The sequence below is a fragment of the Chitinophaga polysaccharea genome, assembly GCF_902150045.1.
GTDB classification, from domain to species: Bacteria; Bacteroidota; Bacteroidia; order Chitinophagales; family Chitinophagaceae; genus Chitinophaga; species Chitinophaga polysaccharea_A.
Genome location: NZ_CABFVU010000001.1, coordinates 3,078,934 through 3,093,130, shown reverse-complemented (window position 1 = coordinate 3,093,130; position 14,197 = coordinate 3,078,934). Strand labels below are relative to the sequence as shown.

At 47.0% G+C, this 14,197-nt stretch carries 11 protein-coding genes; 1 reads left to right on the top strand and 10 read right to left on the bottom strand.

Annotation, left to right across the window (positions count from 1 at the left end; all coding sequences use genetic code 11):
* Positions 1 to 22 precede the first annotated feature (22 nt).
* The 10 genes from FN124_RS12680 to FN124_RS12635 form a co-directional block, all read right to left on the bottom strand.
* Positions 23 to 973, bottom strand: coding sequence for a FecR family protein (locus FN124_RS12680; protein WP_142685082.1), 951 nt, complete (start codon positions 971 to 973; stop codon positions 23 to 25).
* A gap of 67 nt (positions 974 to 1,040) precedes the next feature.
* The gene (locus FN124_RS12675) at positions 1,041 to 1,625 is read right to left on the bottom strand and encodes an RNA polymerase sigma-70 factor (RefSeq protein WP_142685081.1); all 585 of its coding nucleotides are present in this window, start codon (positions 1,623 to 1,625) and stop codon (positions 1,041 to 1,043) included.
* 255 nt (positions 1,626 to 1,880) lie between these two features.
* Positions 1,881 to 3,578, bottom strand: a complete 1,698-nt coding sequence (locus tag FN124_RS12670) for a GMC oxidoreductase (RefSeq protein WP_142685080.1) — start codon at positions 3,576 to 3,578, stop codon at positions 1,881 to 1,883.
* A gap of 81 nt (positions 3,579 to 3,659) precedes the next feature.
* Positions 3,660 to 5,357 carry a GMC oxidoreductase gene (locus FN124_RS12665; RefSeq protein WP_142685079.1) on the bottom strand — a complete coding sequence of 566 codons (1,698 nt, stop codon included), beginning with the start codon at positions 5,355 to 5,357 and terminating at the stop codon, positions 3,660 to 3,662.
* Between the two features lie 31 nt (positions 5,358 to 5,388).
* Positions 5,389 to 5,964 (bottom strand): gluconate 2-dehydrogenase subunit 3 family protein, encoded by a 576-nt coding sequence (locus FN124_RS12660; protein WP_142685078.1) that lies wholly within the window; start codon positions 5,962 to 5,964, stop codon positions 5,389 to 5,391.
* 176 nt (positions 5,965 to 6,140) lie between these two features.
* Entirely contained in the window at positions 6,141 to 6,890 is a 750-nt protein-coding gene (locus FN124_RS12655) for a L,D-transpeptidase family protein (RefSeq protein ID WP_142685077.1), read from the bottom strand.
* 25 nt (positions 6,891 to 6,915) lie between these two features.
* Positions 6,916 to 7,104, bottom strand: coding sequence for a hypothetical protein (locus FN124_RS12650; protein WP_142685076.1), 189 nt, complete (start codon positions 7,102 to 7,104; stop codon positions 6,916 to 6,918).
* Between the two features lie 48 nt (positions 7,105 to 7,152).
* Complete coding sequence (locus FN124_RS12645; protein ID WP_142685075.1) at positions 7,153 to 7,986, bottom strand: hypothetical protein; 834 nt, start codon at positions 7,984 to 7,986, stop codon at positions 7,153 to 7,155.
* 547 nt (positions 7,987 to 8,533) lie between these two features.
* The gene (hppD, locus tag FN124_RS12640; protein WP_142685074.1) at positions 8,534 to 9,664 is read right to left on the bottom strand and encodes a 4-hydroxyphenylpyruvate dioxygenase; all 1,131 of its coding nucleotides are present in this window, start codon (positions 9,662 to 9,664) and stop codon (positions 8,534 to 8,536) included.
* Positions 9,665 to 9,713: 49 nt separating this feature from the next.
* Positions 9,714 to 10,871: a homogentisate 1,2-dioxygenase gene (locus FN124_RS12635; RefSeq protein WP_142685073.1), complete on the bottom strand. Its 1,158-nt coding sequence runs from the start codon at positions 10,869 to 10,871 to the stop codon at positions 9,714 to 9,716.
* 881 nt (positions 10,872 to 11,752) lie between these two features.
* Between FN124_RS12635 and thrA the strand changes: the two genes are divergently transcribed.
* Positions 11,753 to 14,197, top strand: a complete 2,445-nt coding sequence (thrA, locus tag FN124_RS12630; RefSeq protein ID WP_142685072.1) for a bifunctional aspartate kinase/homoserine dehydrogenase I — start codon at positions 11,753 to 11,755, stop codon at positions 14,195 to 14,197.

The window sequence follows — 14,197 nt, the reverse complement described above, 5'->3', positions numbered from 1 at the left end:
TATTAAACAGGATTAAAGCGGTTTACTTTTTATTGATACGGATTATATTTCCCTGGCGATGATATTGCAAATGATAAATAAAACAGATGGACTCCAGTACTGATTCCAGCGATGTATTGGTCTGTTGCCCGGACAACACATGCCGCCCTGTTTCCGGCGCATCCAGCATAATGCGGACGCTGTACCACCTTTCCAGTACAGTAGTTACTTCTGCCAGCGTAAGGTTATTCATATTGATAATTCCCTGCTGCCATGAATTCATATTATGCGGCTCTTCCCGGAAGCTGGCAAACTGGTTGGCGGCGCTGTCGTAGCTGGCTTTGCTTCCTTTACCGAGCACCATCTCCTTCCCTGCCGTCGCTATTACTTTTACCTTTCCGCTGGCCACGCTTACTACCAGTTTTTCACCGGGATAACGCTTCACATTAAACGAGGTGCCCAATACTTTCGTTTGTACGTTACCGGTATGTACAATAAAAGGTGTTTGCCTGTCGGGATGTATTTCAAAAAACGCTTCCCCTTCCAGCATTATGTCCCTGGAGGCTGTTGCATATTCATCGCTGTAACGGATAACGGACCGGGCATTTAGCACAACCACAGAACTATCTGGCAGGGCTATACGTTTTATTTCGCCGTCGGCTGCTGCAATGGTGGTATACACCGGTTGATGGCGTGGCCATAAAAATGCCAGTCCAAGCAAAAGCAGCAGCATGGCGGCATACGGCAACCAGCGACGGAAGTAACCGTATTTCACCGTTGTGCGTTTTTGCACCGCTGCTTTTACCACTTTACTTTTTAACCCGGCAGGCAAGGGCTGTGACTCACTTTGCAGCCATTCTTCCGCCGGCATTAATACACGATGGTCCTGCTCTTCAAGTAACTGTAAAAGCAACAGGAGCTCCTCTTGGCTGGCGGTATTATGTTGTACTTTATCTATCAGCTCCTGCAACAGGCCGGCGTCACGTTTTATCATATATACAGTTAACTTCTGTCTATATATACACTAAAAAAAGAGGGGCTACTTAGTGGAAGAAAAAAAATTATTTCAGAAAGAACAAGATCAGTAAGATGATATAGGAATCTTTCAGTTCAGCCTTTATTACTTTGAGACTGCTATGAATGTGGGATTCTACAGTACGTACGGAGATGCCCAGTTTGTCGGCGATTTCGCGGTGCGACAATCCTTCTTCCCGGCTCATCCTGAAAACTGCGCGCTGCTTATCTCCCAGCGAATCCAGCACATCCTGGTACTGCCGGTACAGCTCATTGTAATCCAGCCGCTGTAAAATTCCGTCTGCCGGTTGCAGCAATGCATTTTCCGGGTCTGTGGTCATCAGCCGGCGGTTCACTTTATTACGGATAAAATTCAGGATATGATTCCTGGCAATAGTGAATAGCAATACCTGCACATCAGCAGTCTCATCCAGTTTGCTGCGGAAGTGCCAGAGCTTGAGGAAAATATCCAGCAATAATTCCTCTGCATCTTCCTCAATCCCCACCTTTTTCCTGCAATAGCCCAATACCTTTGGCCCCAGCAGTTCCAGCAGGGAGCTGAGCGCTTCTTCATCGCCTTCACGGAAGCGACGCAACAGGAATGGTGAAATAGAAGTAGTAGAATTGTCCATGCAGGAGACAAAATTAATAAGCCATTGTTAACGTAAGGTTATGATATGATTAACAGCCTGTGGTCGATTACTTTTCATTGTTCGTCTGGTGGAATTCGTCCATCAATATTAATAAAAATAATCCTTGGGAAGAAAGAAATTTCAGCCGGGAGCCCCGGGAAAAGTATGTGGATTTTTTTGGAGGGGAACAGGTTTTTCTGCCTGATAAAAAAACAAAGGAAACCGGTGATCAGTGCCGGTTTCCTTTTGGGTTATTTAAATATTTCCTTTTTTAAGTTCCTTCACGGCATAATCACATGCCCGCGCAGTAAGCGCCATATAAGTGATAGAAGGATTCACGCAGGAAGAAGAGGTCATGCAGGCGCCGTCTGTTACAAACACATTTTTGGCGGCATGTACCTGGTTGAAACCATTGAGCACAGATGTTTTAGGATCGCGGCCCATACGTGCAGTACCCATTTCATGAATACAATGTCCCGGCGGAGGGGCGCCGTCGTAGCCATGTACATTTTTCAGTCCTGCCGCTTCCAGCATTTCTATCGCACTGGCCTGCATATCCTTGCGCATGGCCATCTCGTTCTCTTTAAATTCACAGTCGATGTCAAGCGTGGGCAGCCCGTACTTGTCTTTTTTATTTTTATTCAGCGTTACTTTATTCTCAAAGTACGGCAGGTGCTCGCCCCAGGAGCCTATTCCCATTGTCCACTTACCAGGTTCGCCCTGGGCTTCTTTCAGCTGAACGCCGATGCCTTCCATACTTGTGCCACGGCCTCTTCCGGCGCCGCCCTGGTAGCCAAATCCACGCACATAGTCTTTTTGCATGGTATTGGCGTTGGTGTTGCGGAAACGCGGAATATAGATACCGTTTGGCCTGCGGCCGCTGCTGTAGTATTGGTCTTCAAACCCGTCATAATCGCCGCCGGCGCCTACACCGTAATGGTGATCCATGAGGTTATGTCCCAGTTGACCGCTGTCGTTGCCAAACCCGTTCGGGAACCTGTCGGATACTGAATTGAGCATGATCCAGCTGGTGCCCAATGTAGATCCGTTCAGGAAAATAATATCCGCATAATATTCTACCGTTTGCAGGGTATGTGCATCCATTACTCTTACGCCGGTAGCTTTGCTTTTATCTTTATCATATAATACTTCCAGTACAATGGAATCCGGGCGCAGGGTCATATTGCCGGTTCTGGCTGCCGCCGGCAGGGTAACGCCGTTGCTGCTGAAATAGCCGGTGAACGGGCATCCGCGTGCGCACAGGTTACGGAACTGGCAGGGGCCGCGATCTTTTAATCCTTTGGTAAGATGTGCAGCGCGGCCAATGGTAATAATACGGTCGTTGTATTTTTCTTTGATACGCGCCGCTACATGTTTTTCGAGGCAGTTCATTTCCATGGGTGGCAGGAACACGCCATCGGGCAGCTGTGGCAGGCCTTCCGCCTGGCCGCTCACGCCAATATATTCTTCCACATATTTGTACCAGGGAGCAATATCTTTATAGCGGATGGGCCAGTCAACACCATGGCCATCTTTTGCATTGGCTTCAAAATCCAGGTCGCTCCAGCGGTATACCTGGCGGCCCCACATGAGGGAGCGGCCACCTACATGGTAGCCACGCAGCCAGTTGAAAGGTTTTATTTCATTGTAGGGATTTTCATTATCATTTACCCAGTACTGTTGTGTAGCTTCATCAAAAGCGTAGCAGCGGCTCTGGATGGGATGATTTTCCCTCATTTCGTTGGAAGTATGAAGATGATGTGGAAACTCCCAGGGAGCTTTCATAGCGGTAGTGTAGTCCTTGACATGCTCTATATTACGCCCTCTTTCCAACACCAACGTTTTCAGTCCTTTTTCGCTCAGCTCTTTGGCGGCCCATCCACCGCTGATGCCGGAACCTACCACGATGGCGTCATAAGTGTTTTCCTTCTCTGCCCTGATATTAAGATTCATGTTGTTGTGTATTGAAGCTAAAAGCGGCCAGGGATCAGCTTTTCAAAAGCTATCCCTGACCGCTACGTACTTATTGTTTCTTTAAATATTGCCTTTCTTTAACTCTTTTACGGCATAATCTACTGCGCGTGCAGTTAAGGCCATATAAGTGAGAGAAGGGTTTACGCAGGAGGCAGAGGTCATGCAGGCGCCATCTGTTACGAATACATTCTTCACAGCGTGCATCTGGTTAAAGCCATTGAGCACGGACGTTTTAGGATCGCGGCCCATACGTGCAGTACCCATTTCGTGAATGGCCATACCCGGATAGGATCCGTTGTCGTATGTTTTCACGTTTTTAATACCGGCTGCTTCCAGCATTTCTGCAGCATCGTTCATCATATCTACGCGCATTTTCTTTTCGTTCTCCTTGAACTCTGCATCAAATTTCAGCACCGGCTGGCCCCATGCATCTTTCACAGAAGTATCCAGGGTTACCTGGTTAGCTTCGTATGGCAGGCATTCTCCGAAACCGCCCAAACCAATGCTCCACTGACCTGGTTCGGTGAGCATTTCTTTAAAGTCTTTACCCACACCCATTTCAGCGATACCGCGACTCCAGCCGCTGCGGCTGGCGCCACCCTGGTAACCGAATCCGCGGATGTAATCGCGTTTATCACTGCCGATGTTACGGTAGCGGGGAACGTAGATGCCGTTGGCGCGGCGGCCGAAATAGTATTTATCCTCGTATCCTTCTGCAGTACCGGAAGCGCCTGTACGGAAATGGTGATCCATCAGGTATTTTCCCAGTACGCCGCTGTCGTTACCCAATCCGTTGGGGAAGCGGGATGAAGTGGAGTTCATCATTACAAAGGTGGAGCCCAGGGTAGAACCATTGATGAAGATGATTTTCGCGTAGTATTCCACCATTTCTTTGCTGTGCTTGTCGATCACCTTTACACCGGTGGCTTTTCCCTGTTTCTCATCATAAATAACAGAATTTACAATGGAGTCAGGGCGCAGTGTAAGGTTACCGGTGGCCATCGCGGCAGGCAATGTAGATGATTGGGTGCTGAAGTAAGCGCCAAACGGGCATCCGCGGCTGCAGAGATTACGGTACTGGCATTTCTCACGGCCGGGAAGCGGTTGCGTGATGTTGGCCACGCGTCCCATGGTGATGATACGGCCTTTGAATTTTCCTTCAACGGCAGCCTTTACATCTTTTTCCACGCAGTTCATTTCCATGGCTGGCATAAACTGGCCATCCGGCAGTTGAGGTAGCCCTTCACGGGTACCGCTGATACCGGCAAATTTCTCAACATAGTCATACCAGGGAGCAATGTCTTTATAACGGATAGGCCAGTCAACCGCAATACCGTCTTTCAGGTTGGCTTCAAAATCAATATCGCTCAGGCGGTACGACTGCCGGCCCCACATAATGGATTTACCACCCACGATATCCGGGCGGTACCAGTCGAAACGTTTTACTTCATTATATGGACTTTCGGAATCGTTGATCCAGTATTTTTCGTTGTGCTCACTGTATGGATAGTCGCGGCTCAGTTTAGGATGTGTTTCCCGCTGGTCTACCGTAATACGGCCACGGTGTTTAAATTCCCATGGATCTTTGGTAGCTGTTTCATAGTCTTTCACGTGTTCCAGCGGCTTGCCACGATCCAGCATCAGTACTTTTAAGCCTTTTTCTGTCAGTTCTTTGGCAGCCCATCCACCACTCACGCCAGAGCCGATAACAATGGCATCATAGGTGTTTTCTGCCTGCGCTTTTATATTCAGGTTCATTTTAATGAGGATTTAAAAAGTAAGAAGAAGATTACACTGCCCAGGCCTTTTCTCCCTTGGTATAAGGAGTGCAGCCTTCGTATTTACCCGGAACCGGAACATAACGCAACGCTTTGGTGGCGCCTGGTTCGGAGGTGAAATACCCCAGCAGGGTTAATTCTTTCAGGTACTGGAAGTAGTGAGTTGGATCTCCTTCTTTTTTGTCTTTGCGCTTGTTGTAGTCTACGCGCTCTTTTTCGATCCCTGTGAGGAGCTCTGTGCGCTGCTCGGGGGTAATATCCATGAAGCCTTTTTTGAATTGCTTCTTACTTGCCTCATCAATTTTTGACAATCCATCCAGGAATATCTGCTGGTCTTCCTTCTTGTAGCAATCGTTCATCATAACAATGATAAAGTCTTCTACTTTGGCATCCTTCGCGCCAGGAGTACTGGTTTTGGGTATGATGGTTTCCGCTATCTCCGCCAGCAAAGCTTTGGTTTCCGGCTTTTGCAGATCGTAATTCTTAGGAGCGGATCCTGTACAGCTTTCCAGGGCTGATAACGTGGAAGCGGAAATGGCGGTACCCAACAAAATAGCCACATTCCTTATTGCGTCTCTTCTGTGCATAAATAGTAAATTGATTTGACCTACGAACAAGTTGGAAAAAATTCTTCTAAAAACCAAATAAAGAAGGATGAAATATCAGCCGGCGCTGAAAATAACAGGGAATAAAAAAAGATGGGTAGATGTAAGCCAGTTCTGCGACTTCCATCTACCCATCGGCCTGTACAGCATAACGGCTGTTACAGGATGTATTTTCCTTTATCGTCTACCAGTACTACCGGTAAACGGTGGTGTTTTTCGAAATAATCATAAGCTGTTCTCAGTTCCGCCCAGAATTGTTTGGAAGAACTGTCGGTCAGCGAAAAAGTGCCCAGGTAGTTCATAGAGCCCGGGTTACCGAATTTAACGGGGAATACGTGTACCGGTATAAAATCTTGTCCTGCATTCTTGGCATTCACCGCTAAAATATACACCTCGTCGATGAATTCATCGGTTAAAGGAATACAGCCAACAGTGATACAGTTACCATGGATATAGATATCGCCGCCCGGGTTTTTCTGATCACTCAGGATACGGTCGGAGAAATTGGGATAATTGATGCCCAGGGACAGGTGGTAATTGCTGTTCGGGTTAAAATCGTTGATATAGTAGAAGCCTTCCGGTACCTGCCGGTCGCCTTCTTTGCGTTTGGGCCCCATTTTACCGGAAAGCGTGCATACCCGGTAAGACTTAAACAAGCGGAAGGTATCCTGGGGATTATTCTTCACCCATATTTCCATTTCACTGTCCAGTTTAAAGGAACGGACAAACATATACTTCGCTGGGTAAACAAGCCCTTTCTTTTCGAACTCCTTTTTCAGCAACTCTTCCTTTTCACGGTATGCCTCTCCTACTTTGGGAAACATTTTCTGGTTGTCGAGGAAAGATTGCTGGGCAAAAACTTTACCGGCACCCAACATCATCAGGACGATTACAACAAGTCGCTTCATAAACTATTCAACAAAATTTTAATATTTAAACCAGGTTTATATAAGCAAGATAAAACAATAACAGGGCAATAATAAAATATATTATCATACTCACTTTCCTGTTGGCTACCTTCAATATATAGTGTGTATGCCCCTGGTAGATCAATATAGCCGTAAAGGCCTGGAAAATCCCACCCAGCAGGAACAATACACCGAACAGCGTTTGCATCCTCATAAAAACGGAACTCTGATTTTAATATTGTAAAGTTAAGCGTTTATTGCTTTACTGTAGCTTTATCCATTCCAGTTTTACGGTTGCCTCATCCATACCGGAGCTGAAAGTGGCGCGCACAGGGTATTTCCCGCTATAGGCGTAGGTATAGGTATTGGTAACCACCCTGGAAGTATTGGGACTGCTGATGTTTTCTGTAAGCACATTGTGAGCTGAGAGGCCGCCGGCGCCTGCTTCCATTAAAATGGCCAGCTCAGGGTGTTGTTGCTGGGGGTTTTGTTTACGGTCGTAGGTGTAGCTGACAGAAGACGTATACACGAACTTGCTATACCCCGGCTGCCTGCCATAGGTATCCATTCTTTCTACGTCACCGTCCTGGTTCCATGTGTACTGCAGGTATCCGCTGTTTTCCCAGGCAGCTTTGGCGGCATTACGGCCAAACTGGTAACGCCGGGCTATTTTACCGCCTTCGTCATATGCCAGGGAATCATAGGCATACATGGCATTATCCCGGAAGTAGCTGATCTTCGACACCTTGTCGTTGTTATACTCAAACGACAGGTAAGGATCGCCTGTTACGGCTTTTTCATCGGCAGCCGACAGGCACTTTACCAGGCGGCCATTTTCATATACCGGCAGCTGTATGTCGCTGTAGGTACCATTTTCCGACTTATGCAGCTGTATAATCCTGCGGATAGACTTATCTGCGTTGTATTCCAGCAGGGTTTGCCCGGCCGGGGATATCACCTTATGCAGGTATGTTTGCTGATCGCCCCCGTTACGGAGTGCTGAATGGTTGCCCTCGCTACGGAAAGCAGTAAGGATGGTGAACGATGTCACCAAAGTGGCATAGATAGCCCCCCGGGCTATGGAAGTTGTGAGCATAGGTTATAAATATTAAATATAAATATACTATATAAAAATCAATAAAGTGTGGCTAATATGGCAAAAGATGCAATATATACGCGCTTTTTAAAAGAATGGTTTTAAATAACAAATCATTTACATATTGTTAACATTCGCATATATGTTTTGGCCGCCTTCTGCGGATTTTGTCTGACTCAGGATTATGATGATTTCAATGATTTTTCTGAGTTTTTCTTTTGGATTTTTAAAGAACCGGGAGAGGTGATACCGCTTCTCTTATTGTAATTGTAAGATCAAAATGCAGATATTAACATACACAACGTTTCTAAAAACAGAAAGGGAGATATAAGCGATCCCGCTTCTATCTCCCTCTCATTCTAAAATCAAAAGGTGGTCAAATCAAAATATCAGTACCCTATTCACAGCTTTTAAGCTCAAGGGAGATATAAGCGAAAAGATCTTACTCATATCTCCCCGTAAAAATCCAAAAGAAAAACTCAGAAAAATCATTGAAATCATCATAATCCTGAGTCAGACAAAATCCGCAGAAGGCGACAAAGGAGAGTTACAAATTCCCCCGCAGCGCCTGTTCTCTTTCAATAGATTCAAACAACGCCTTGAAATTGCCCTTACCAAAAGACTGCGCGCCCTTACGCTGAATAATTTCAAAGAAGACAGTAGGCCGGTCCTGGATAGGCTTGGTGAAGATCTGCAGCAAATATCCCTCATCATCCCGGTCTACCAGTATGCCTAACTTTTGCAACGGCGCTATGTCTTCATCGATCTTGCCTACACGGTCCAGCAGCGTTTCATAGTATACCGGCGGTACGGTAAGGAACTCTACGCCCCTGTTCTGCAGCTCTGTCACCGTGTGCACAATATCATTGGTGGCAATGGCCACATGTTGTACGCCCGGTCCGCCGTAGAAGTCGAGGTATTCTTCGATCTGCGACTTTTTCTTACCTTCTGCCGGCTCATTGATCGGGAATTTCACACGGCCGTTACCGTTACTCATCACTTTACTCATCAGGGCAGAATACTCCGTGGAAATATCACTGTCGTCGAAAGAGATCAGGTTTCTGAAACCCATTACCCGTTCGTAAAATTCTACCCAGGTATTCATCTCGTTCCAGCCCACGTTGCCCACACAATGGTCTACATATAACAGGCCGGTTTCAGTTGGCCGGTAATTTGTTTTCCATTCCTTATAGCCTGGCATGAATAATCCTTTGTAGTTCTTTCGCTCTATAAACAGGTGCACTGTATCGCCATAGGTGTGAATACCACTGCGTACTACCTCACCGGATTCATCTTTTTCCGCCACAGGCTCCAGGTAAGGCGTAGCGCCGCGCTTTACAGTTTCTTCGTAAGCGGAGCGGGCATCGTCTACCCATAGTGCCAGCACTTTCACGCCATCTCCGTGTTTGGCTACGTGACGGGCTATTTCCGTATCAGGGAACAGGGAAGTGGTAAGCACAAAGCGCAGCTTATTCTGCACCAGTACATAAGATACCCTGTCTTTCACCCCGGTTTCAGGACCGGCATAAGCCACCGGCTGAAAGCCAAAAGCAGTTTTGTAATAATGTGCCGCCTGTTTGGCATTGCCTACGTAAAACTCTACATAGTCGGTACCATTGAGAGGTAAGAAATCCTGCTGACCGGTTAAGTTGTCTGCATTCACTAATGCTGTTTCCATAACATTCAATTGTTTTGGTTTTATAAGTTGGTTGGTTTTTGTTTAATCGTTATTCTGCCCAGCTCATTACATAGCTGCCGTCTTCAATGCCCAGTGCAGCTTCCGTGATCTGCAGCGGGTGAAAAGTATCTACCATCACAGCCAGTTCTTTTGTTTCCTTAGCACCGATGCTTTTTTCCACTGCACCCGGGTGTGGCCCGTGCGGAATACCCGCGGGATGCAGGGTGATCATTCCCCGTTCCACATGTTTACGGCTCATAAAATCGCCGTCTACATAATATAACACCTCATCGCTGTCGATGTTGCTATGGTTATAAGGCGCTGGTATAGACAGGGGGTGGTAATCAAACAAGCGGGGGCAAAAAGAGCATACCACAAAGTTGTTGCCTTCAAAGGTCTGGTGTACCGGTGGCGGCTGATGTACCCGCCCGGTGATCGGTTCAAAATCGTGGATGGAAAAGGCAAACGGGTATTCGCATCCATCCCATCCTATCACATCAAACGGATGGTGTTTATAATGTATCGGATAAATTACCCCTTTCTTTTTAATGCGGATCAGGAAATCGCCTTCCTCGTCAATGGTTTCCAGCTGCTGCGGCTGCCGGATATCCCGTTCGCAGTAAGGAGAATTTTCCAGTAGCTGGCCATATTTGCTCAGGTATCTTTTCGGATAACGGATAGGGCTAAACGATTCCACGATAAACAGGCGGTTGCCATCGCTGTTGAAAGTGATCTGGTAAATAGTCCCGCGGGGAATCACCAGGTAATCGCCATAGCCGAACTCCAGTTGCCCGTACTGCGTTTTCAGCACGCCGCTGCCTTCATGTACAAAGATCATTTCATCGGCATCGGCATTTTTGTAAAAGTATCCTTCCATACTTTTACGGGGAGATGCCAGTACTATATGGAGATCACTGTTTACCAGCACGGCTTTGCGGCTTTCCAAAAAATCATCTTCCGGCTTAATATTGAAGCCCAGGAAACTACGGTGCTTCAGCATCTTCTCTTCCGCCACTTTTGGTGCAACGGAATAAGGTTCATCTACTTTCACGATCTCCGTAGGCGGGTGACAGTGATACAACAGGCTGGAGTGGGAAGAAAAGCCTTCCGTTGAAAACAACTGTTCCGAATACAGCTGGCCGTCCGGTTTACGGAACTGGGTATGGCGCTTATGCGGTATCTGTCCGAGTTTATAATAATGTGGCATGACGGGTGGTTTGAAAAAATTGTTCCGGTGTATGATTAAAATTGAATGGTGTATGATTCCTTGTACCGGTGTATGATCTATATTTTTACATACAGTGCAACCTGCAGATGGCAGCTGAAAACTTGAATACACATGCGCAGGAATAGCAACTGAATACTATTACAAAGTTACGGTATATAACACATGAAGAATGGCCGGCAGCGGCCGTTGGGAAAGGTTATGCCAGAGTCGAATCCATGGCAAGCGTGGCCATGAGGAAGTAGTAGTTAAGCTGACTATTGCTTGTATATTTCAGTGAAATGGACAAGTGGCAATTGTTTAGGTGACTAAGGTAAGGAAAAACTGCGATTCCAAAACATTTTTATACCGGGTGATGATCAGCGGGAATAATAAAGCATCTTTTTTCCGGAGATAAATAACCGGAAAGCCTCCTTTTAATCTCACTCTTTTTTACATGCTCACGGAGTTAATAAGTCAAAATATTGTCATTCAATCATTATTATTTAAAATAAAGCTAATCACAAAATCGCAAATACAGGCATGCAATTTTGAATATATTTTTAAATTATCTTTATAATTACAAAGAAAAATCAACAAAAAAGCATAATTTTAAAACATTTCTAAAAATAGCCACTGCACTTTTATTTACCAGCGTAATTATAGACTTTTGTTACATAATCGTCATATTTCAATAGTGATACCGTTTTATACATACCAGTTCTCTTCTGTTTCTGCCTCCAGGCAGATAGCGGGCACTATGGCGACCACGACCACCACTATTACAACCCCACTGCGGGGTTAGTTTTCACATATGATCCAACGACCACAAGGGTGGTACATAACCGGGAGGACCCGGACTTATCTACGTATAAATTCTCCATATGCAAGTATTAAAATTTGGCGGCACTTCAGTAGGAAGCGCCAAAGCAATAGAACAGGTTTGCAAAATCCTTCAGCAATATAAACCTGCCGGTAAATATGCTATCGTGGTATCTGCACTCGGCGGAATAACGGATAAGCTTATACGCTGCGGACAACTGGCAGAACAAGGCAACGAAGACTATAAAAATGTTATCCAGGAAATTGAAGCACGGCACCTGGATACTATCCGCGAGCTATTCCCCATTACCGCGCAAAGCGGGCAAATAAGCCAGCTGAAGAAAAAACTCAACGCACTCGAAAACCTGTGCGATGGCATCTTCCAGGTGGCGGAACTGAGCCCCCGTACCCTCGATAAAATAATGAGCTACGGCGAGCTCATGTCATGCGTGATAGTAGCCGAAAAATTAAAACAGCAGGGGTTCTCCGCTTCCTGTAAAGACAGTCGCGAACTGATCGTTACCGATAACAACTTCGGCCACGCCGCCGTTAACTTTGTTGCCACCAATCACCATATTACACAGTTCTTTGCACAGTCGCCCGCCGACTATGTAGTATTTCCCGGCTTCGTAGCGGCTACTCCCGATGGCGAAACCACTACCCTCGGACGCGGCGGTTCCGACTATACCGCCGCCATTATTGCCGCTGCGGTAAACGCATCCGTACTCGATATATGGACAGACGTAAGCGGCATGATGACCGCCGACCCGCGCATCGTATCACAGGCCATTCCCATCTCACATATCTCCTATGTGGAAGCAATGGAGCTATCGCACTTCGGCGCTAAAGTCATTTATCCCCCCACCATCCAGCCGGTAATGAGCAAACGCATTCCCATCTGGATCAAAAATACCTTTGCCCCGGAAGATCATGGTACCCTTATACAGGATAGTGCCGACCGCAACTTCCCGGTAACAGGCATCTCCGGTATCCCAAACATTGCACTGCTTACCCTCGAAGGAAGCGGCATGGTGGGCATCCCCGGGTTCTCTAAACGCCTGTTCGAATCCCTCCTACGGGAACGGATCAACGTTATTCTCATCACTCAAAGTTCTTCTGAGCACTCTATCACCGTAGGCATTCATGAAGCAGATATGCTGAAAGCCAAAACAGCGGTCGACAGTGAGTTCTCGCAGGAAATAAGTGAAAAAAGCATAGAGCCCCTCCTGGTGGAAAAAGACCTCTGCATAGTGGCCGTAGTAGGTGATAAAATGAAAAACCATCACGGCACCAGCGGTAAGCTCTTTGGCACCCTGGGCAGGAACGGTGTTAACGTAAGAGCTATCGCACAGGGATCTACCGAAAAAAATATCTCCGCTGTGATCAACAAAGCCGATATCAAAAAAGCGCTGAATGTAATGCACGAAACCTTTTTTGAAACACCGCTCAAACAGGTGAACCTCTTTATCGCCGGCGCCGGCAACGTGGGCAGTAAACTGCTGGAACAACTGGAACAACAGCAACACTACCTTCAGCACGAACTGGGCCTTCAGATCAGGGTAACCGGGCTGGCCAACAGCCGCCATACCCTCATCAGCGACACCGGTATCAACCTGCGTACCTGGCGCGAACAACTGGAACAGGCCAAACATATCAGCACCGCTGATTTTGTACAGCAGATCAAAGCCATGAACCTCCGCAACAGCGTATTCGTGGATAATACCGCCAGCAGCGACATTGCAGCGGTTTACCACGAGTTCCTCCAGCATGGCATCTCCGTAGTGACCTGCAATAAAATTGCCTGCTCATCGGATTACGCCTATTATAAACAACTGAAAGACCTGGCCCGCAAATACAATGCTTCCTTCCTGTTTGAAACCAATGTTGGAGCAGGACTACCGGTCATCAATACACTGAATGACCTGATCCGCAGCGGCGACAAAGTACACAGCATAGAAGCCGTATTATCCGGCAGCCTCAACTTCGTGTTCAACCATTTCCTGAATGGCACCAGTTTCCGCGAAGTGGTGAAAGCAGCGCAGGATGAAGGCTACACTGAACCGGATCCGCGTATCGACCTCAGTGGCAAAGATGTAATGAGAAAGATCCTCATACTTGCCCGTGAAAGCGGCGCTGCCATTGAAATGGACGAAATCACCAATTACTCGTTCCTCCCCGATGAATGCCTCAATGCACCATCCGTGCCTGCTTTCTACGAGCAACTGGACGTGCATGCCAGCCATTTCCAGGGATTACGCAAAGCGGCAGATGCAGAAGGAAAACGCCTGAAGTTCGTAGCCCGCTATGTAGATGGTAAAGCTTCTGTAGGCCTGCAAAGCGTAGCTCCCGATCATCCGTTCTTTAAACTGGAAGGCAAGGATAATATCGTGCTGTATACCACCAGCCGGTATAAAGATCAGCCACTGATCGTAAAAGGCGCCGGCGCCGGTGCAGACGTTACCGCTTCCGGCATATTTGCAGACATCATCCGGAGCGCAAGGCTGTAA

Bases quoted from the DNA above. Each gene is read 5' to 3' on its own strand.
- FN124_RS12680 (WP_142685082.1), bottom strand. From the start codon at position 973: ATGATAAAACGTGACGCCGGCCTGTTGCAGGAGCTGATAGATAAAGTA.
- FN124_RS12675 (WP_142685081.1), bottom strand. From the start codon at position 1,625: ATGGACAATTCTACTACTTCTATTTCACCATTCCTGTTGCGTCGCTTC.
- FN124_RS12670 (WP_142685080.1), bottom strand. From the start codon at position 3,578: ATGAATCTTAATATCAGGGCAGAGAAGGAAAACACTTATGACGCCATC.
- FN124_RS12665 (WP_142685079.1), bottom strand. From the start codon at position 5,357: ATGAACCTGAATATAAAAGCGCAGGCAGAAAACACCTATGATGCCATT.
- FN124_RS12660 (WP_142685078.1), bottom strand. From the start codon at position 5,964: ATGCACAGAAGAGACGCAATAAGGAATGTGGCTATTTTGTTGGGTACC.
- FN124_RS12655 (WP_142685077.1), bottom strand. From the start codon at position 6,890: ATGAAGCGACTTGTTGTAATCGTCCTGATGATGTTGGGTGCCGGTAAA.
- FN124_RS12650 (WP_142685076.1), bottom strand. From the start codon at position 7,104: ATGAGGATGCAAACGCTGTTCGGTGTATTGTTCCTGCTGGGTGGGATT.
- FN124_RS12645 (WP_142685075.1), bottom strand. From the start codon at position 7,986: ATGCTCACAACTTCCATAGCCCGGGGGGCTATCTATGCCACTTTGGTG.
- hppD (WP_142685074.1), bottom strand. From the start codon at position 9,664: ATGGAAACAGCATTAGTGAATGCAGACAACTTAACCGGTCAGCAGGAT.
- FN124_RS12635 (WP_142685073.1), bottom strand. From the start codon at position 10,871: ATGCCACATTATTATAAACTCGGACAGATACCGCATAAGCGCCATACC.
- thrA (WP_142685072.1), top strand. From the start codon at position 11,753: ATGCAAGTATTAAAATTTGGCGGCACTTCAGTAGGAAGCGCCAAAGCA.